The organism is Singulisphaera chitinilytica (assembly GCF_049331405.1).
Lineage (GTDB): Bacteria > Planctomycetota > Planctomycetia > Isosphaerales > Isosphaeraceae > PoT.
On record NZ_CP186274.1, the window covers coordinates 1,574,145 to 1,593,685 of the forward strand.

Annotated in this window: 19 protein-coding genes and 1 pseudogene; 13 read left to right on the plus strand and 7 right to left on the minus strand. The window is 60.5% G+C overall.

Annotated features, from left to right (window positions below):
* Window positions 1-53 precede the first annotated feature (53 nt).
* Window positions 54-527 carry a hypothetical protein gene (locus ACOYYX_RS06150; protein ID WP_422929053.1) on the plus strand — a complete coding sequence of 158 codons (474 nt, stop codon included), beginning with the start codon at window positions 54-56 and terminating at the stop codon, window positions 525-527.
* Window positions 528-573: 46 nt separating this feature from the next.
* Here the strand turns inward: ACOYYX_RS06150 and ACOYYX_RS06155 are convergent, their stop codons facing one another.
* From ACOYYX_RS06155 to ACOYYX_RS06170, 4 genes are all read right to left on the minus strand, one after another.
* The gene (locus ACOYYX_RS06155; protein ID WP_422929054.1) at window positions 574-1,050 is read right to left on the minus strand and encodes a hypothetical protein; all 477 of its coding nucleotides are present in this window, start codon (window positions 1,048-1,050) and stop codon (window positions 574-576) included.
* A gap of 296 nt (window positions 1,051-1,346) precedes the next feature.
* Window positions 1,347-1,649: a hypothetical protein gene (locus ACOYYX_RS06160; RefSeq protein ID WP_422929055.1), complete on the minus strand. Its 303-nt coding sequence runs from the start codon at window positions 1,647-1,649 to the stop codon at window positions 1,347-1,349.
* Between the two features lie 252 nt (window positions 1,650-1,901).
* Entirely contained in the window at window positions 1,902-2,189 is a 288-nt protein-coding gene (locus ACOYYX_RS06165) for a hypothetical protein (RefSeq protein WP_422929056.1), read from the minus strand.
* 288 nt (window positions 2,190-2,477) lie between these two features.
* Window positions 2,478-3,605 carry an ISAs1 family transposase gene (locus ACOYYX_RS06170; RefSeq protein ID WP_422923232.1) on the minus strand — a complete coding sequence of 376 codons (1,128 nt, stop codon included), beginning with the start codon at window positions 3,603-3,605 and terminating at the stop codon, window positions 2,478-2,480.
* A gap of 454 nt (window positions 3,606-4,059) precedes the next feature.
* Between ACOYYX_RS06170 and ACOYYX_RS06175 the strand changes: the two genes are divergently transcribed.
* Window positions 4,060-6,030 carry an AAA family ATPase gene (locus ACOYYX_RS06175; protein ID WP_422929057.1) on the plus strand — a complete coding sequence of 657 codons (1,971 nt, stop codon included), beginning with the start codon at window positions 4,060-4,062 and terminating at the stop codon, window positions 6,028-6,030.
* An 809-nt stretch (window positions 6,031-6,839) separates the two neighbouring features.
* On the opposite strand, the gene ACOYYX_RS06180 is transcribed toward ACOYYX_RS06175, so the two are convergent.
* Window positions 6,840-7,574, minus strand: coding sequence for a helix-turn-helix transcriptional regulator (locus tag ACOYYX_RS06180; RefSeq protein ID WP_422929058.1), 735 nt, complete (start codon window positions 7,572-7,574; stop codon window positions 6,840-6,842).
* A 635-nt stretch (window positions 7,575-8,209) separates the two neighbouring features.
* Between ACOYYX_RS06180 and ACOYYX_RS06185 the strand changes: the two genes are divergently transcribed.
* The 10 genes and pseudogenes from ACOYYX_RS06185 (at window position 8,210) to ACOYYX_RS06230 (ending at window position 16,028) form a co-directional block, all read left to right on the plus strand.
* Window positions 8,210-8,992: a phage antirepressor N-terminal domain-containing protein gene (locus ACOYYX_RS06185; protein ID WP_422929059.1), complete on the plus strand. Its 783-nt coding sequence runs from the start codon at window positions 8,210-8,212 to the stop codon at window positions 8,990-8,992.
* A gap of 25 nt (window positions 8,993-9,017) precedes the next feature.
* The gene (locus tag ACOYYX_RS06190) at window positions 9,018-9,308 is read left to right on the plus strand and encodes a hypothetical protein (RefSeq protein WP_422929060.1); all 291 of its coding nucleotides are present in this window, start codon (window positions 9,018-9,020) and stop codon (window positions 9,306-9,308) included.
* 210 nt (window positions 9,309-9,518) lie between these two features.
* A complete protein-coding gene (locus ACOYYX_RS06195; RefSeq protein WP_422929061.1) occupies window positions 9,519-10,025 on the plus strand; it encodes a hypothetical protein in 507 nt (168 codons plus the stop codon).
* A 241-nt stretch (window positions 10,026-10,266) separates the two neighbouring features.
* The gene (locus ACOYYX_RS06200) at window positions 10,267-10,680 is read left to right on the plus strand and encodes a hypothetical protein (RefSeq protein WP_422929062.1); all 414 of its coding nucleotides are present in this window, start codon (window positions 10,267-10,269) and stop codon (window positions 10,678-10,680) included.
* Window positions 10,664-11,902 carry a hypothetical protein gene (locus ACOYYX_RS06205; RefSeq protein ID WP_422929063.1) on the plus strand — a complete coding sequence of 413 codons (1,239 nt, stop codon included), beginning with the start codon at window positions 10,664-10,666 and terminating at the stop codon, window positions 11,900-11,902. Before ACOYYX_RS06200 ends, ACOYYX_RS06205 begins: the two co-directional genes overlap by 17 nt.
* Before the next feature lie 553 nt (window positions 11,903-12,455).
* Window positions 12,456-13,106 carry a DUF6444 domain-containing protein gene (locus ACOYYX_RS06210; RefSeq protein WP_422929064.1) on the plus strand — a complete coding sequence of 217 codons (651 nt, stop codon included), beginning with the start codon at window positions 12,456-12,458 and terminating at the stop codon, window positions 13,104-13,106.
* Window positions 13,107-13,118: 12 nt separating this feature from the next.
* Window positions 13,119-14,244 (plus strand): IS3 family transposase gene (locus ACOYYX_RS06215; protein WP_422923185.1). Its coding sequence is split into 2 segments (ribosomal slippage): window positions 13,119-13,402 and window positions 13,401-14,244, totalling 1,128 coding nucleotides; the frame shifts between segments, so codons are not numbered across the junction.
* Window positions 14,245-14,317: 73 nt separating this feature from the next.
* Window positions 14,318-15,153: pseudogene (gene tnpC, locus ACOYYX_RS06220) on the plus strand (IS66 family transposase).
* A 54-nt stretch (window positions 15,154-15,207) separates the two neighbouring features.
* Window positions 15,208-15,417 carry a hypothetical protein gene (locus ACOYYX_RS06225; protein ID WP_422931597.1) on the plus strand — a complete coding sequence of 70 codons (210 nt, stop codon included), beginning with the start codon at window positions 15,208-15,210 and terminating at the stop codon, window positions 15,415-15,417.
* Between the two features lie 413 nt (window positions 15,418-15,830).
* Window positions 15,831-16,028 carry a hypothetical protein gene (locus tag ACOYYX_RS06230; RefSeq protein WP_422931598.1) on the plus strand — a complete coding sequence of 66 codons (198 nt, stop codon included), beginning with the start codon at window positions 15,831-15,833 and terminating at the stop codon, window positions 16,026-16,028.
* On the opposite strand, the gene ACOYYX_RS06235 is transcribed toward ACOYYX_RS06230, so the two are convergent.
* Window positions 16,025-17,044 carry a tyrosine-type recombinase/integrase gene (locus tag ACOYYX_RS06235; RefSeq protein ID WP_422929065.1) on the minus strand — a complete coding sequence of 340 codons (1,020 nt, stop codon included), beginning with the start codon at window positions 17,042-17,044 and terminating at the stop codon, window positions 16,025-16,027. The two genes, ACOYYX_RS06230 and ACOYYX_RS06235, sit on opposite strands and share 4 nt — an antisense overlap.
* A gap of 610 nt (window positions 17,045-17,654) precedes the next feature.
* Complete coding sequence (locus ACOYYX_RS06240) at window positions 17,655-18,749, minus strand: WD40 repeat domain-containing protein (protein WP_422929066.1); 1,095 nt, start codon at window positions 18,747-18,749, stop codon at window positions 17,655-17,657.
* A gap of 303 nt (window positions 18,750-19,052) precedes the next feature.
* Between ACOYYX_RS06240 and ACOYYX_RS06245 the strand changes: the two genes are divergently transcribed.
* On the plus strand, window positions 19,053-19,535 hold the full coding sequence (locus ACOYYX_RS06245) for a VOC family protein (protein ID WP_422929067.1): 483 nt from the start codon (window positions 19,053-19,055) through the stop codon (window positions 19,533-19,535).
* Window positions 19,536-19,541: the final 6 nt, after the last annotated feature.

Here is a 19,541-nt window from a genome sequence, read left to right on the forward strand (position 1 = left end):
GTCCGGCCGCCCCCGTCCACTCGACCGATGCTCGACGGTAGTGGAGTCGTGAAATGGAGCTCGAATCGCGGTTCTGGGAGCTTTGCGACGAGGCCTGGAGGCTCGAGAGAGCCCATGGGGATAATCTGAGCTATGAGAGTCCGATGGTCGAGATCATCGCCCTCGTGGAGCGTCACCTGCTACACCGCGATCTATTCGTCCGCTGCTTCTCGCGGATCGTGCTTTGGGAGCGTCCGGTTCCGTGGTCACTGGCGGCCTTCTGCATGAGGCGGCTGAGGTTCCCCGAGATCCAAGACTTGGTGCATCGGGATGCCGAGGAGCACGCGGGGACGGCCTACTACGCGGGCCATATGAACTACTGGAGCGGCATCATGCACGCCTACAACGACGCCGTGTGGGTGAAGCGAATATGTGGGCGTTCTATGCCCATGAATTACTTGCTGCCGATGGTGACCGTCCCGAGGCCTGACCCTCGAAGGCAGGCCCCTCACTTCGTGGCAGTCACGCGACTTCGGCCGGATGTATAAAGTTCCGTGAAGTACAGTGATTCGGATGGCCAAGCCAGCTCATGGCTCAGCCATCCTCCAGCAGCCAGGCTTGCATCCGATTAACGATGGCCTCGAACGGATCATCGGATATCGAGACGTGGAGTTCGTTGCCGAGCACCTCCAATGTTCTCTCATGGAACGAGAACAGAAAGTGCCGGATTCCCCACGCGGCCAGGTTGGAGGCGGGAAATCTGGCTCGATTCTGCTGCGTTAGCTCCGCGATCCAGGACGACTCCAGCACCTCGTAAACCGCCACCCCCTCGAAACCCCGGCCGTAGAGCGGATGCCCCAGGAGGGCCTCGTCGTTCGGGTGGCCCAACTTGAACGCCAGGCACGGCCCGACCTTGACCACCGCCCGGCCCGCGTCGGCCCTCCGGCCGACGCGGGCCGGGCGGGTCGCGTTGATGCTGAACACCAGCCTCTCCTCGATCGCCATGACGATCGGCGCCGAGACGGCCAGTTCGGGGAAGCAGCCGATGTCGTATTCGATGACCGTGTCCACCGAGTGCCCCACCCGACGTGCGTCGCATAGACGAGGGGCGGTCAGATGGGGACGATGGTGGTTGCCACCCCGCCAGACTCCCACACGGGATCGCCCTTGACGTTCGCGAATCCGCTCGTCGATAACACGACCACTTCACTGACGACGTCGGTCTAATCTTCGTTGGCAGCGCCGTTCATAGTCGCTTGTGTGGCCCTTGCAGGAAGGGCATGGATCGGCGTGAGGTCGGTCGTTTCCCAGGCCATTTGATCGCGGCGCCGCCGGCCTAACTGCTACGCGAGGTGGTTCCGCGGTGGTCACGCGCGAGGCGCATCAACCCCGGTCACAAGGTCGAATTCTGTGCTTCGCGTGGCCTCACCTGGTTGATACCTGAAGAGGGCCGACCAGCGGCAGACCAGGCATTTGTAACGCCGGGACTCGACGAACCGCCCGACGACGTGGTCGAAGGCGGTGCGATGCTCCCTCTTCAGTGACAGCGAATTGCGGCAATGCGGGCAGCATCGCTCACGCGCGAGGAGGGATCGTGTCAAGGATATGGTGCGTGAAAGCGACACGAGGAGGGCTGCCATCAGGACGGCGTAGACAGGGTAGAAGATCATGGATAGGGGCCTCCTTATCCGCTTACCTCGATTCGCCCATCGAAGTCCTGGGCCGGGGTGATCCCCGATGGAAGTGCAGGCCAGGGCGAGATTGAACGCCGCGCGAATACGGCGAGAGTCGTCGACTGTATCCAGACGTGAGGTTAGGCGAGGCCAAGTGGCTTTTGCAAGGCCCTTGTCGAACATCTACCGAGCGGCGTGATAAGACAGCGAAGCCAGGAGAGTTTCGAGGTTTACCGGACCGCGTCTCACTCAAGGCCTCATCCATGGCATGCTCCAGGATCGCGTACCAGCTCTCCTGCAGACGCTGATCCTACGGTCCATGCCCCATTCGTTGAGGACGTGTGGGAACATGCCGCTGACCATGGCCACATCGGTCAAGCCCTGGCGTTCGAGATCCTCAACCTTGCGAGCGTAGTCCACCTCCAAGGCGCCGCTGAAGGCTTGCTTGACTTCCCATCGGATCCTGTCCTCTGCGAGCCGACGACGGCGTCCCATGGCCACACGGGTCGCCGCGACGTTGCCGATGGCCTCCGCCAATTCCGGATCCGTGGCTTTTTTGCCCGGAGATTTTCCCACTCCCATTCGACCACATCCGCTTGCAAGCATGTCGGGTAAGCCCTCGCGTAGATCCGCGAGCCTTTTCCGGGAACCTGCAAATTGACTTGCCGGCTGGATAGAGCTGACGGGTCTGATGCCAAGGCGGACTTCTTCAACCCGGCGCTCAGCCTGAGGATGAGGGTGTTAAGCGTCTTCTGACACACCTCTGTATTGAACGGAGTTAACGATTTTGGGACTCTCTCTGGCCCAGGGCGATTGCACCATAAGTTACTTCGAGAATAGCACTTGCTCGAGATAAGCATCGCTCGTCGCCGCTATCAATCTCTTGCCCTTCAATCCGATCTTCTCCGACTTGTTGTTCTTCAGTAGGCTCAACGCCGTCCGACGCAACGCGCTGAAGTTCGCGTCCGCGTGGCCTCGCCGCAGACGGCTCTGGTCCTCGCCGAACGTCACGTCCAGCGACCAATGGCAGCTGTTCTCGATCGACCAATGGCCCCGCACCGCCGCAGCGAACCCCTTCGCGTCAAGGTCGCGGCTCGTGATGTAATAGCGCACGTCGCCGCTGGGCTTGCCGCCACGCGTCCCCTCGCCGATCGCCACGCCGATCCGCCTCAGCCCCGGCCAGCGGCCACGGTCGGCCAGGGCCTCCGGGGCGTCGCAGATCAGGTACGTCCTCGTCTCCTTCCGCCCGTGACCCTTCTCGCTCGACTCGTGCTCGCCCGCCGCCACCTTCGCGAAGCCGTCCTCCACGTGCTTCAGGAAGAACTCCTCGATCGCCGCGTGCAGCGTCGGCTGGTTCCCCTTCACCGCCAGCACGTAGTCGGCCCCGCCGGCCACGATGGCGCCTGCGATCTCCGTCTGGCAGCCCATCGCGTCGATCGTCACCAGGGCCCCGGAGATCTCCAGCATCTGCAGGAGGACGGGGATCGCCGTGATCTCGTTGCTCTTGGCGTCGGTGACCACCTGGCCCAGGCTGACGTGGTTGGCCGTGGCCCAGGCGCTGACCATGTGGATGGCCGACTTGCCCGTGCCCTTGTCGAAGCTGCGCCTGAGCGCCTTGCCGTCGATGGCGACGACCTGGCCGGCGGTGATCTCGTGGAGGGCCGTGATCCAATTCAGCAGGCACTTCTCGAACTCGGCGGGCCTGATGGCGGCGAGGACGGCGTTGAAGCGGTCGTGCGAGGGGATGCCGCTGTCGAGGTCGAGGAACCTGGCGAGCCAGTCGCGCTTGTGCCGTGCCCAGGCGGCGATGGAGACGAAGTCGTCGGCTCCCGCGATGACGGCGCAGACGGCGATGGCGACGATGTTGACGAGCGGGTAGATGACCCGGCCTCGGCGCGGTTCGGTGAGCTCGGAGAAGTGTCGCTGGATCTGAGCGGACTTGGCCCGAGCCATGATGGATGCCCGTCGAGCATGGGCGTCTCGCGCCCCGGGCTCTTGCCCGGGCCGTCGCGATCCGCCATGCTCCAGTTATCACATATTACCCAGGATGGCGCAATCGCCCTGCTCTCTGGCCTCTAGACCGCACTCTCAAGATACTTGTGAGCTTGCGGCATGTCAATCACCAGGATGTTTGGCCAAAGTTACGCATGGTTACCCCAACTCCCAACCAACCCAAAAAGCAGGGCCGTAGAAAGAAGGATGCTGCGGGGTCGCAGCCCACGAACGGTCAGTCGACGTCCGATCCATCTGCGGCCACTGCGATCCCAATGCAATGGCCCTGAAACAGTTCGTGTACGACGCCATTCCTGAGATCACAGACATGAAATGGGGTAAGGAGATCACTGCAGATGACGTCGAGTGAGCCTTACCTTGCTAAAGTGCGGCCATCGCAGCTTGGAGGTGGCCAATGAAGTTTCGGGTCCGATCACTCGAACTAGCATTTCGCAAAGAAGATGTCGTGATCCCATTCTCAGGAGTGAGCTACTTCTGGGGACAGATGGGTGCGGGAAAGACAAGTATCGCATTGATGATCGATTATTGCCTCGGCGGTAAGATCGAGCTGACCCCGGCTATGCAGAGCGAATTCGTTTCTGCAACGCTTCGACTCGAGCTTGAGGAAGGGCTTCTTGTCATAGAGCGTCCGCGCGATTCTGACCGTGTCGTTGCCAGTTGGGGAGAAGGCGAGGCCGCATACCAATGCAGCCTTCCCGCCAGGGCGGCTGAGGGCGAGATTATCCCCAACACAGGGGTGGAGAACTTATCAGACCTGATTTTCTGGCGTTCGGGAGTCGTACCGCCGAAAGTGCGAACCAGTAAAGCGAGGGAAGAATCCGACCTCAGGCGACTCTCGATCCGCGACCTCCTTTGGTATTGCTACCTCGATCAAGACAACATGGACTCGTCCTTCTTCCACCTCGAAGAGGGAAGGGACCCATTCAGGAAGCTCAAGAGTCGCGATGTCATCCGTTACGTCATCGGATTCCACGATGAGAAGGTCGCCGAGCTCGAAGCTCAACTCGATAGGCTCAGGGGTGAGCGAGCCGCCTTGCAGTCGTCCTTGGCGGGCATCGATAAGGCTCTGAAAGGGGTCGGAGTCGAGTCGCAGGATCAAATCGAGAAGAAGGTGGAGGGAATTCGCGCCAAAGCGGCGGAAATCGCTGAGGAGATCAAGGCTGTCAGACAACAGGTCAGCTCTAATGCGACAGATCACGCCCTCGAAATACTGCGACTTGCTTCCAAAGAACTCGGCGACAAACTGGACCAAGTCGAGGCGGCCATTTCGAATCTTGGCGAATCCCTCGACGGAGATCGAAGGCATTTGAATGAACTAGAGACTCTCTCCGTCAAGTTCAAGCGAGTGAGGTCTGCCAGGGCTGTACTCTCAGGAGTCGAATTCCAGGCGTGTCCAAGATGCTCGCAGTTATTACCGAAACGGTCTACCGATAGCTGCTCAGTCTGCGGACAGGATGACCGAGTGGCAACGCCGGACCCGACCGAGGAGGCCGTCGTCGATCGGGACGCAAAGAACCGAATGGCGGAGCTTCGTGAAATCATCGAACGGCACGAAAACAGCCTCGAGCGGCTGCATCGCGAGCGCACGGACATTTTGAACCGTAAATCCAGAGTCGAGCGAGAGCGCAACGAAGCTTCCGCAGAGAACGACTCGGCCTACTTGTCCAAATATCTGGCAAAAGAACGAGAACGAGCCGCGCTGCTCCAAGAGGCGGACAGCCTCGCCAGGCTCGTGACTTTGGCCAAAGCAGTCGCGCGGCAAAGGGAAGAAATCACAGCGATCGAAGTCCGCATGGCTACCTATAGGGAGCAGCTCAAGGCGGCTAAGTTGGAGGCGGAGAGCGACAGCCAGAACATCGAGCGGCTCAAGCAGCTATATCTCGATTGTCTTCTCCGCTCGAAGCTCGCTGGATTCAAGCCTGACGACATCGTCCAAATATCGACGAACAGCTTCTTCCCGGAAATCCGAAGCTCTGACGAGGGCGATAACCGGATCACGTCCTTCGCGACGATTAGCAGCGGTGGGAAGAAGAATCTCCTCAAGGCGTGCTTCGCGGTAGCAATCCACCGGCTCGCTGCTCAACTGAAAGCCCCATTGCCTGAGTTCCTGATGATCGATTCGGCGATGAAGAACATCAGCGAGCGAGAGAATCGCTTGAATTTCGAGGGCTTTTACAGATTGCTTTACGAGCTCAAGACAGACGAACTGGAAGCTACTCAGATGATCTTCATCGACAAGGAGTTTGTGCCTCCACCTGCGGACATCGAGGTCGACATCATTAGCCGACAGATGCGTCCGTTGGAGCAAGATGGAGAGCTTGACCCCTCAGCAGTACCGCTAATCCCGTACTATTCCGGGAAATAGAGCCGTTCACCATCGCTGCTGCAAACTGCTTGGTGACGATACTTCGTCAGGATGCCTTGTTCGGCCGCCCTCCACTCAGCTCGAGCCGCCGGGCGGTCGCTTCGTTTCCGTTCTGCCCTCCTCATTTCCTCCCCTTCGCACAGCTCCTGACCCGTGATCTCGACTGCGTAGAGGGCAGGGGAGAGCTCAAGCCCCTACCTGTTCGCTGGCCCCGAACAGGCCGACGGCAGTCGCTGAGTCAGTTCATTTAGAATCTGGGCCACTCAGGCTTCGCCGTCCTGCCCAAACGCTTGCCACGCCTCGCCTTCCAATTTGTGGATTGTCCGACATCGAGACATCCCTAAAGCGATCGAACCCCCGTCCCTTCGAAATGCAAAGGGCATCCGCCAGGGATGTCCTTTCTCGTCTCGCAAGTAGGCTGACCACCTCCGCCCTCGCCGGCCGAGCTCGAACCCGGCATTGTCACCGACCACGATGCGTGGATGGCGAACCTGGACTCTTCCCGTGCGAGCCTGGGCGAGGCCAACCTCCTGACGGTCGTCGTTTCCTGCCCACATGCACGGAGCCCCCTGCGGCTGAGGGGGGATCGACTCCGAGGGAGGGGCCAGGCCGAGCGAGAGGGTCAGGCCCGGGGAGTGCCGCGGGTGCCTCGCCAATCACATGGCCATCACATGACGTCCGCACGAATCGCAAAGGGTCTAACTCGAGGTTAGACCCTTTCGTCGTCCCCGGATTAGGCCGACGGCAGCTTCGACGTCGACGGCCGACTCGGCGGCTACATCGCCGCGGCTTGGCCAATACCTCGAGGCCTATTTCCGCTCATCCTTCCCGGATTGCTCGGGATCACTCTTCCGCTTCGAGGTCCCTGGCGGGGAGTCTTCTTTCGATCTTCGTCCGGGTAGACCCAGAGCCTTTCGAATCGATTGCATATCAGGATCATCACTGTAAACGTCTATTTTGTTCATGTCAATTTTACGGGAACGCGAAACATACTCTTGGGTTTCCTTGCGGAGTGGCCCATCGATGGCAGAAATGATCGCAATCGCATCGGTTCCATGGAGCGCGAGAATCTCCCCGTTCACGAGCGTAAAGAAGACATTGGGATCGTTGATGTTGTTCTCATATTCAATATCTATGGATACAACGAGCTTGTCAGAGATGAGCGATTTGATGCTCTTGACGGTTGGCGGATCCATCAGCCTACGCTTGGCCTCGTGCACGCCGATGGTCTTTGCCATCTCCCAAATCACGAGCTTGTCTATGTCGAAGGAGTCGTGATCCGCCTCTCGGGATGGCATCGAATGCCTGACCTCCGGTTGTTCGTCCTCCTCGTCCACAGGGATGTCATCGTCGACGAGATATTCCATGGTCACGCCGAACAGCTTCGCAAGCTTGAACATCTGGATTACAGAGAGGCGAGCCTTGCCATTCAATGCTCTTCCAAACTGGCTCGGGTTCATCTCGATTTCTTCGGCAAGCTTCTGCCTGCTGTAACGTATCTTCAGCGCCTGCCTCAGCACTTTCTCGCCCAGTTTCTCCATCATCTCAGTTTTGGCCAAACCGGCCACATCTCCCATATTTCAACTGCAACCGGAAGACGTGAAAATATTGCGCAATCCAGTATTGCTGCGCGAGGATTTCTCAGTAATATTGCGTCTAAGTACAGAAGCCAACGGATTCGGTACTTAATGACTGTGTGTTTTGCAGACTGGAAGCTCTGTCACTCGTCTCGAAGTAATCCCGCATTGCCCAGGTTTCTCAACGTAAGGTCGATGGCCTCGGCAAGATAATCCATTTTTTCCATAAACCGCAAGGTGCATTGGGCGCTTTGCAACCGTGGATTGTCCGCGTCCAGTCCAAGAGAGGAGGGTCCCATCCGTACCCTAAAAGACGCCTCAATAGCCCTCGGCCGAAACCCTCGCGATGTCCGAACGCTCATCCTGGCCAGGAACATTCCGACCGTTCGCATCGGCTCTGCATTCGGGCTGACAGAGGATGCCTTCTCACAGCTCTGTGAAGCCTTCGCCGAGCTTGATGTTGTGGCGGAAGCTCGGGGCATGGCCATCCCCGAAAAGGCCTGAGCCTCGGCTCGGCCACGCCCGCCGTAATTCGTCCACCACGCTACGCAGCACGATGCGGAGGTTCTTTCTGCGCGCCCAATTTCAGGAGGAAATCAAAGATGGAAGATTCAAAGCGATCGCCGAAGCTCGAGCTCGTGCCTTTCTACGGTGACTCGATCGAGGCCATCCGCGATGGGAACGGCGATGCGTTCGTTGTCATCAAGCGGATTTGCGAGAATCTTGGGGTGACGTTTGCTCCACAGTTCGTGAAACTCAAGAACCTCCATTGGGCTGGTGTTTCGATAATCGAAATACCAGATTCAAGGGGTTCGCTGCAGGAGACTTGCGTCCTGCCCCTGAACTCGCTTCCCATGTGGCTTGCAAATATCTACGAATCAAAGGTTGCCGAGCACATCCGACCAAAGCTCAGGCGCTATCAACTCGAAGCTCGTGACGCGCTAGCCCGATGGGCAGGACTCTCGCCGTCCGCGGCACGTCCTCAGCTCGAGGAGATCGTCCGCGGTCTTGCCGACACGACCAAGCAGGCGGTGGAGCAACTGCAATCTGCTCAGGCAGCGGCCGCACTGCGACTGGAGGCGGCCGAGGGTAAGCTGAACGTGATCCAGGGCCTGGGCCTCGCTCGGCAAGCCGGATGGCAGACGTTGACGTCATTCGCCCGCGAGCGAGGGATTGTCTTCGAGGGCAATCAGGCCCAGCTCGAGGGCAAGAATGCGTCCGAAATTGCGAAGTCCATGGCGATCGAGCTGGGCCGCAAACACGATGGGCCTGAGGCTGGCAATCGCACGTATCCGACCAAGGTCCTCGAGCGTTGGCTCAGCGGGTACCTGGCCCGCGTACATCAGCAGAAGCGGGAGCGTGAGCTGAACATCTTCGCTGGCTGAAACAGGGCCGTCCCATGGATTCCTAATGATGCAGATCATCGATGCGGGGCTCAGCTGCCCCATCGACCAACGGCCGTTGCCAGGCCTCGACGGGCAGCGCCTCGAGCAATTCGAGGCCTGGCGGACCTGGGGCGCGTTCAACGACGCGTTCGCGGACTACGCCATCGGCCATCCCGATGCCTCCTTGGCGGAGTGCGAGGCGATCGCACGCAGGGCGGCGGCCGAGGAGCTGCGACGGCTCCTCAAGGATCGCCCGGCCGCACCGCGGCTGAAGACGTCGTCCACCTCGAGGCCTGGATCCTCGATCGAGGCATGAACGAGAAGGGGCCACCCCTCGACGGCAATCGAGAAGCGGCCCAGGTGTCAGCAATCCTCTACCAGGAGTTCCGACATGAGGCATTCTACGCTTTCGCCGAAATATTTGCAGTCCACTCGCGGGAAATCGAAGCCGACTCGTCCTCGCCACCTCGCGGTCAGGCCTTCGCGATTCGCGCCGCCTCTCTCGCCATTCGCGGCGGAGCGGACCTTGCACGGGATCGAACGATATCGCGATGCGACCGACCTCTACTTCGAGAACCTGGAGGGCGACCCGCATGCTTTCGAAGACGACCCGTACATCGAGGACATGGCGTGCGACTTCAGCCACTCGGCCGACTCCCTCGTGAACCTAATCCTCGCGTCGGAGCCCGAGATTCGCGTCCACGCCATCACCCACGGGGTCGACCCCATCAAGGGGATCTGGCCGGCTCGCGGAATCGTCCACGACGGGCATCTCTACATCGCGGCCGCCGACCACGCTGACCGGGTCACACTGATGGCGGATCCCTCCAGGCGAGGAGAGACGGAACGGGAGCTGGATCGCATGCAGCTCCTCGTCATCCCGCTGAGCTCGATCGTCGACCTCGACGCGCCTTCCGCTCAGGGCGGAGAGTTGGGCCACGAGGAGGGAGCGAACGGGGCGAGGCAGGGTGATCCGTCCCCCGCGGGAGACGTCGAGGCGATCTTCGTGGCGCCAGTTCCCAGCCTCGCCTGACCGTACTGTCGGCGCGTAGAAAAGCCCGGCGCTGATACGCCGGGCTCGAGACACGGGGCCAATGACGGCCCTAAGTTGCCGGACAGGCATGAGGCCAGGGAGGCCTTGGAGACGTCTCATCTCGCGTCGGAGTGGGGCCCGGCCTCGGAGGATCCAGCTCCGGGGCCGGCCGCAACGCGATAGCAAAAGATACCGCATCCTTCGGTCGGTTGGCAACTTCACAACATTCAGGATGAATCTCATGGCTGACTTCGAGACGCAGGAAGACGATGACCTTTATAACTACCTCATCCCCGCTGTCGACTTCGCCGTGTCGTGCGGCCCCTTCAACCCATCGCAGGGGGCCTTGATCTATGAGGCACGCGTGCGTTCCTGGACCAAGTCGAGCGTCTGCGACGAAGAGGATCCAACGCCCTTCGAGCTGGATCTCTCCCGACTCGCCCTCAAATATCGACGCGATCGCGAGGAGCTGTCTCGCGACTTCGACGCCCTGGTGAAGTCCCGCGTGTTCATCCCCGCCGAGGCCCGAGGCTATCTCATCAACGAAAAGCCCTCTACCTGGCTTGATGCGGAGACGGGCAAGCCTCTCCTGAGCGGCGATAGACTCGAACACGTCCTAGCGATGGAGGCGGGCGAAGATGGCGACCAAGAGTGAGAAGCGTCCCGGGCCAACACTCAAAGCTCCTCACAACCGGACGATCCGCGTCTTTGACAGGGCCGTGCTCTATGCTCGCTTCGAACTACTGAAGCTCATCTTGCTGCTCGAGGCCCGCGAGAAATCTTGGACCCAGGCTTCACTCCGCGGGAAGAGCGATCCCATCCCTTTCAACCTGACCCTGTCGCATATCGCGGCCGAGTTCGAATGCGACCGGGCGAGCCTGTCGCGGCAGTTCACCTCGCTCGTGAAGGCTAAGGTCTTCCTCGGGACGGATGACCCTGACTTCTACCTGATCAACAAAAAGCCCTTGACCTGGATAGACGCCAACACAGGCAAACCCCTCTTCATCGGTCACAAGAGGGAGCGGATCCTCCAATTAGAGGAGGAAGCGAAGGTTTACAGCCGTGTAGGCCCCGGCCCACAGGCCGTTAAGCTCCAGCCTACAGAGGCTGTAGGCCCAGGCCCACAGGCCCCTACATCCGGTGTAGGCTCCAGCCTACAAAATTCTTTGACCACTGTAGGCCCCGGCCCACAGGCCGTTAAGCTCCAGCCTACAGCGAAATCTTCCCCCCATACCCCTGTAGAACGCGCGCAGGAAGATTCTGTTAAAGAATCTAAGAAAGAAGAGACTAAGACGCGTGCGAGTGATGTTCTGAACCTCGACGACGAAGAGCCGTTCAACGCACCGATCCCGCCCATGCCCAAGGTTGACGTTCCGGCGGTCAATAACGATTCGGCCGAGGTGGCGAAGGTTGCTGCCTTTGCCGACGAGTGCTTCCCGATGTCCGACTTCGGGATCCAGGTCAGGCAGCATGCGAGGTTCTATCCCATCGCATGGCTCAAACGCGCGATCGAGACCGCGGCCGGCAAGCGCAGGGCCAGTTGGCCTTACATCATGGCCATCGTCCGCGGCATCGAGGATGACGGAGGCATCCAGCAACGCTCATTCGCCGCGAACCCCGCGATGGCGAAGAAACCGGACGTGACCCATCTGCCGCCGGTCGTCTCCTACCCGAGGAAGACGGTGGGGGCGTCGGGGCCGGCCTTGCCGCCCGTCTCCACCACCATGTTCAAGCGCAAGAATCCGCCGGGGACCGCAGAGCGGCTGCGGCAGGAGAAGGCGGAGGCGGAGCGGAAGCGACTCGAATCCGGGTCATCGGCAGAGCCGGAGCAGGGGAAGGGCGAGCCTCCACGAGCGGACCCAGGTTCCCTGTTTTGAGTAACCTTGAGGGCTTTGCGGGATGGAATGCCATGCGAGGCAGGCCCTGTGTGCCCGAGGCGTCCGCAGCGAGGCCAGGCAATCCAGGCAAGCCCGTTCCGTGGCCCTGACGGCCCGTCCTGGGGCCCCGAAGCCCTCGGGCGATAGCTGGGTCGTTGCGTGGCGAGAGCCGTTCCTGAGGCCAGCCAATGGGGTTCCTGAAAGCTATGCTCGGTCGTCAATTTCGCTCCATCAGATGCAATCGTGACGGATTTTGTAACCGTTTACTTTGAAGCCCAAGAGTGGACTGCCAACGATCGGGATTGAGGTTGGATTTCACGTTCATAACCAACTGGCTCGAGGAGGTGCGGAGTTAGACGCTCGGCTATCAACACGGGGCATGGGACGAAGTGGGTGCTCCCAAAATCGGCCCGTCGTGCCATGATGTCGGCGCGTGCGTTCAACGATTGAGAAGGATTTGAATGAGATCAGGAGGGAGCCATGAAAGTAGCCGAAGCGTAGCCGTTCACAGCCTGGGATTGTTGTTTCCGAATGGCGTGACTATCTTTCCAGCATGGCCCCAACGCCTCCGCTTCCAGAATCGTTGTGGGAAACGGCTTCGCCAGAGGTCCAAGCGGCGGTCCTCGCGCTCGCCGCGTTCTATGACGAACGCCTCGCCCAACTGGAAGCGCGCGTCAAGGATCTTGAAAATCGGCTGAAGCTCAACTCGACCAATTCGTCCAAACCTCCCTCCTCTGATCCGATCGGGATGAAGCGCAAGCCTCCCACTCCCTCCACGGGGAAGAAACGGGGCGGCCAATCGGGACATCGCAAGGCTCACCGCGCGTTGGCCCCGCCCGAGCTGATTCGCGCGACGACTGAGTGCAAGCCGACCGTCTGCCGCCGATGCGGTGAAGGGCTCTCGGGCGATGACCCCGAGCCCCTGATTCATCAAGTCGCGGAATTACCCAAGATCGAGCCGCTCGTCGACGAGTATCGGCTCCATCGCTTGATCTGCCTCGGTTGCGGCGAGACGACGTGTGGCACCTTGCCCGCGGGGGTCCCTGCCGGTTGCTTCGGCCCCTACCTCCAAGCCGTGCTGGCCGTACTCGCCGGGGCCTATCGCCTCAGCAAGCGACAGATCCAGCAGATGGTCAGGGATCTGTTCACCCTATGGTGGACCCCGAAAACTGGACCATCTGTTAAGCTACTCAGACGGGTCTGAGGAGGAGGACGGATGGCGAGGAAGCGGCAAGTCCACACGGCGGCGTTCAAGGCTCAAGTCGCCCTGGCGGCCCTCAAGGGAGACCGCACGATCAACGAGTTGGCCGGCCACTATGGCGTCCATCCCACATCGATCCATGGCTGGAAGAAGCAGCTCATCAGCAGTGCCGAGGAGGTCTTCGGGAGTCCGGCCAAGGCGGCCTCGGCTGACGCCGAGGCACGCCAGGCCGAACTCTTCGAACAGATCGGGCGCCTCAAGATGGAACTCGAGTGGCTGAAAAAAAAAGTCGCCCCATTCAGTTGAGGACCGAAGGCCCTTGATCGAGCCGGATCATCCCCGGTTGAGCGTGCGCCGCCAGTGCGAGTTGCTGGGGCTGAGCCGATCGAGCCTCTACTACCGACCTGCGGGTGAGTCGCCCGAGGACCTGCGCCTGATGCGGTTGATCGACGAGCAATATACGGCATGCCCGTTCTACGGCAGCCGCAAGATGACCGCCTGGCTGGAACAACGAGGTGAGGAGGTCAATCGGAAGCGAGTACAGCGCCTGATGCGGAAGATGGGCCTGGAAGCGATCTATGCCAAGCCCAGGCTGAGTCAGGCCGGGAGAGGCCATAAGATCTACCCTTATCTCTTGCGAGGTGTCAAAGCCCGGCGAGCGGACCACGTGTGGAGCACGGACATCACTTATGTGCCGATGAGTGGAGGGTTCATGTACCTGGCGGCGGTGATCGACTGGTACAGCCGGTACGTGATCGGCTGGCGGCTGTCGAACACGCTGGACGGCTCCTTCTGCCTGGAGATGTTGGAAGATGCCTTGAGGTCGGGGAAGCCCGAGGTGTTCAACACGGACCAAGGGGTCCAGTTCACGGCCGAGGCGTTCACCGGGAGGCTTGAGGCGGCCGGGATAGCCGTGAGCATGGATGGACGCGGCAGGGCATTGGATAACGTGTTCGTCGAACGGCTCTGGAGGACCGTGAAATACGAAGATATTTACATCCAAGGCTACGAGACGGTGCCGGAGCTGCAGCGAGGGTTGAGGCGATACTTCGGCTTCTATAACGAGGATCGGCTCCACGAATCCCTGGGGTACCGGACTCCAGGGACGGTCTACCGAGCGGACAGAGCCACGACGGCCTGATTGGACAGTAGCGAAGGATCGCCGTTTTTTGGTCTAGACAATGGGGTCCACCTCACCCTCGATCTCCACCGGCATGATCTCCAAGCTGGAACGGCAGTCGACCGTGGCCCTGGAGGCCCCATACAACGAACTGGCGACTTCGGTCCACGATGCCGACGTGGTGAACATCGACGAGACGTCGTGGCGTCAGGGTCGTGTCAAGGTCTGGTTGTGGGCGACGGTGACCTCGTCCTGCACCGCCTTCACCATCGCCAAGAACCGCAGCGGCGAGGTCGCCCGTGCCCTCTTGGGGAGCCAGGGCGACAAGGCGGTCGGGAGCGACCGCTACAGCGCGTATGAATGGATCAAGGCATTCGGGCGACAGGCCTGCTGGGCCCATCTGCGGCGCGACTTCCAGGCCATGATCGACCGAGGCGGTGATGATGAGCGGATCGGGAGGCCGTTGCTCTCGTTGTCGGACCGGTTGTTTCACCATTGGCACCGAGTGCGCGATGGGACCGTGCCTTGGGGGCAATTCCATGAGCGAATGCGACGGTTGCGCGCGAGGTCAAGGAGGCCCTTGAGAAGGGATCGCGGTGCTCGTGCGCGAAGACCGCGGCGACCTGCTTCGAGATCCTGAAGGTGGAAGAAGGCCTGTGGACGTTCGCGCGAGTCAGGGGAGTCGAGCCGACGAACAACGTGGTCGAGCGGGCGTTGCGACACGCGGTGATCTGGCGACGGATCAGTGGCGGGACCGACAGCGTAGACGGGAGTCGGTTCGTGGAGCGGATGCTGACGGTCGTGGCGACCTGTCGTCAGCAGGGTCGCAACGTGCTGGATTACCTGACGACCTGCTTTGAAGCGGACCGTCGCGGCCAAGCGCCCCCCTCCCTCTTGCCGATCCACACGCCTGAATCGAACGTCCCCTGATTTCACCTATCCCACCCTGTGAACGGCTACGCCGAAGCTGCAAAACAGCTTGAGGTGAAGCGGTCGACGATCTATGCCCTTTGCGCCGATGGGCAGCTCGGACACCTTCGCATTGGGCGAGGGCGCGGGACGATTCGAATCGACCAAGCCGACATCGACGCCTACCGGAAGATCGCAAGGGTTGAGCCGCGGCCTCGACTGTCCCGCGAAGAACGGGCTCCTGATTTTGGATATGTCTACAAGCATATCAAACCCCAGGTCTAGCCGAGGAAGCTTTGATCGTCTTCTAGTCGTAGCTGCTCCGAGAGCTTGATTCATCCCTGCAAAGAGGCAGAGATTTGCGGCGGCCTTGATGCTCGGTTCGAACCTCTTGGCCGCCGTGTTCTTTGAAATGCCTGGCTTTGCGCCGTCGTTGTGCAGAGTGAGGCGGATGCACTGCCCTCCGCAGCTCCGCTTCATGCCCGAGCGATATCCTCACGCATCTGTATCGAGGAGTGGCGCGGGAAGTAACCGGCTTTCGTCGTGCGAGATGGAACCGAGGAAATGGATCTCGGCTGTTTCATCATGCTGCGTCGTTGGCCTGTGCGTTGCGAACTCGAGACGGGTTCTTACGGGAGGATGAGGTTCAGACCATGACAGTAGCCGAGGCAGCGAAGCAGCTCGAGGTGACAGACGGGATGATCTATGTGCTGTGTAGGAATGGCTTGCTCGGGCATCTGCGGATTGGCAGGGGCCGTGGCACGATTCGGATAGAGCAAGCCGATATCGACGCCTACAAGAAACGGGCGAGGGTGGAGGCCACGGGCCCGAAGCCTCGGCATTCTCTGCCATCTGATCACGGGTACGTTTACAAGCACATCAAACCCCAGGCTTAGGCCTGGGGGTCTTTTTGTGCCTTCTGGGCCTGCTCCTTGAGATGCCCTCGACGATCCTTGATGTGGTTGTAGTTCATGGTCGTCTGAATGCTGCGATGGTTCATTAGCGCGGCCACGTCCGTCAACGGGATCCCGCGTTGCAGGGCGTCTGTTGCAAAGCTGTGGCGATAGGTGTAAGCGGTGACACCCACGATCCCGAGCTTGACAGTAACCCTTCTTAGCGCCTGACGTACCGAGCTTTGATTCCAGGTCCCACCGATGGTCGACCGGAAGATCGGCCCTATCGGATGGAGTTGGGCCAGCCGTTCGCACATCTGGTACATCTCCGGGATGAGCGGGAACTCGATCAAGAGACCCGTCGCGTTTGTCGTCTTCCCGGGGAGCGCGGCCCACCCGGCTTCGAAGTCGATATGCTTCGCTTCGAGCCGCATGATTTCTCCAGGCCGGCAACCGGTCCAGCTCAGGGCATTCAGATAATCGAGGAGTTGAGGGTTGGCGATGCTCGCGATCCTTTCCCGCTCGTCCGGCGTCAGGGTGCGTTCTCTTCGATTCGCCCTCGGAGGCTTGATGTCGGAGAGAGGATTACTGGCAATGTTCCCGCTCTTTGCCAGCCAGGCGAAACAGACCTTAATGGCGACGACAGTGCCTCTCATCGTCGCCTTCGTCCACTTGCGTGTCTTCACCCAGGACAAGACGTGATGGGGCTTGAGGTCGCTCACCTTCATTCGGCCATAGCGCATCACCAACCCTTGGAGCTTCTTCTTGTAAAACTCGAAGGTGACTAATTCGACCCGTTGTCTGACATCATCGAGGAAGATGTCGACTGCATGTTGGACGATATGATCCTGGGTAGGAGTTGCCAGGCCCTCGCTCGCCATGAGGCGATGATAGACCTTATATGCCTCGGCCTCTACCTCGGGGCTCTGAGGCCCCTTGGCCAAGAGCTTCTGAGATTTGCCTAGCTGAACGACATACCCATTTCGCTGGCTGCGGTAGAACGGCTTGGGGTAGTGCACCTGTCGGCCCTCCTGGTTTGGCCCCGAATCCTCACAACCGCCAAACTCTGACCACTTCTCTGACCAGAGTCAACGTCAATCGCCATAAACAATTTGTGCTCAAGATGATTGGGCGTCCGGTACGAGAGATCTCGGATACCCGAGACGCGCCATGCCCTCGCCACCACCGTCCGCCGCAGTTTCGCCGGCCTGGGGTTCCGCGAAAAAGACGACGCGGAATTCATCCAGAAGGCGATGCAGTGGTACATGAAAGAGAAGGGGCGTCTGATCTTCAACGACCAGTACTTTCACAACGAGATCATGCCCCAGGGGGGGCCAACGCGGGCCCGAGGGCGAATGTTAAACCCACCACCCCCAGCGCGTACCCCGGGTTGCTCGGCCCGAGGACGAACCATAACACGGTTTGATACACGGCGAAGAAGAGCAAGATGAGCCGGTACCAGACGCTCCGAAAGGGGTCCATGGGATTTGATTTCGGTGATAGGCCCGTGCCCAAACGACACTCCTCTCGCCGAGGATATTGCCGCCCACCGGCGGTTCAGAAAACGGGTCAGAACGATCATGGACCATTTTCGTCCTGAGCCGTTTCCCCGCCTTGTGGGACAGTCACTCAACGACCCTGCGCCCGCGGGGCATCCAGGATGAGGACCGTCTTGATGTCGACGGTCACCGAGACTTTCTTGCCATCCGGCGAGAAGGCGAGCGGCCAGTATCCCCGGAGCTTGCCGGACTCCTTGAAGGTCGCGGTATCCCAGAGCCTGGTGTCCCCGTCGGAGCCGACCGTCGCGAAGGACTTCCCATCCGGGGTGAAGACCACCTGGCGGATCTCGGGGTCGAGCCCCTTCAATGTGCCTTTGGATTTTCCCGTCGGGACTTCCCAGACCTCGACCGATGCTGATTCCACGTCCAGGCGGATCATCGCGGCGGCGACGGTGCGGCCATCGGGCGAGAATGCGACGGACTTCACTTCGAAGTCGGAGAGCCCGTCATCGGCTTTCTGGGGATCTGTTTTCGGCAGCGTCGACGTCAAATCGGCCTGCAGGTTCCCCGTCCGTGCGTCCCAGATTTTGACGGTCCCGTCATGGGATCCGCTGGCGATTCGCGCCCCGTCCGGCGAGACCGCCACCGAGGCGACGGAGTCGACGTGGCCGACGAGAGTGCGGATCTTCTTCCCCGTGGCGACGTCGAGGACCACGGCCTCATTCGCGGGGTCTTCGGGTTCTGCCGTCATGCCCGCGACCAATGATTTGCCATCCGGAAAGAAGGCGATCGACGCGTAAATTCGTTCCTCTTCTTCCAGGTCGAACTTGCGGATCTCTCGACCTTCGGGGACGTTGATGAGCCGGATGTCCCCGACATACTCGAGAATCGCCAGGGTCTTTCCATCGGGAGAGAAGACGACCGATTCGACGCCATCCTTGAGCGCGGGGATGCTGACGAGACGCTTCCCCGTGCGCGCATCCCGGAGGATCGTCAGGCCGGGGAGTGACTCCTGGAGCAGCCCCAGGAATCGCCCATGCCCGGTGGCGATCAGGCGGCCATCCGGCGAGAACGCGATCGCCGTGACCGGCTCCGAGTTCGGCGCGATTTCCTTCTCCGCCAGGACGAGCTTGATCTCCTGCGCACGGGCGATAACCCCAGTATCTAACCCCGAAAGCATCACGAGCCCAAGGGTTCCGATCGCAGCCCGACGGATGCCGATCATGATGACTCCCTTCAAAGAGGACAATACTTAATCGTCAGGCCTCGGGCAAATCGCCTCTCGATTTACCCTTGGACCACATTCACCCTTCCCCGAGTTTAAGCAGCCCAGCCTCTATTCATATCCGGGGGCAACGAAGATCGAATCCGGGTGGCCAGAATCCGGAGCCGATCCCGCTGGGATCGAGATCTCCCTGATTTTTACTGTACGTCCGTTGACTCTAGGACGATAAAAAGTTCCAATCCCCGAGGGTTGAGAACATCTCGAGACAAAGACTTCATCCCAAGGCAAGTGAGGAGAACGACGATGTCCAGGATGATCACCTGCCTGTGGTTCGACCGCGGCGAGGCCCGCAAGGCGGCCGAGTTCTATGCGAGCGTCTTCCCCGATACCCACGTCGGGAAGGCCCATGCCTCCGCCGCGGACAATCCGTCCACGAAAGTGGGCGAGGAACTCATCGTCGAATTCACCCTCCTGGGACAGGCCTACGTCGGCCTGAACGGCGGGCCGAATTTCAAGCCGAACGAATCGGTCAGCTTCATGGTCGTGACCGAGGACCAGGAAGAGACCGACCGCTACTGGGATGCGATCGTCGGCAACGGCGGCGAGGAGTCCGCCTGCGGCTGGTGCAAGGACCGCTGGGGCTTCTCCTGGCAGATCACCCCGCGCGTGCTGCTCGAGGCGACGATGGACCCGGATCGCGCCGCCGCGAAGCGGGCCATGGAAGCCATGATGACGATGGGGAAGATCGACATCGCCGCGATCGAGGCCGCTCGGGCCGGTCAGTAAGTCGGG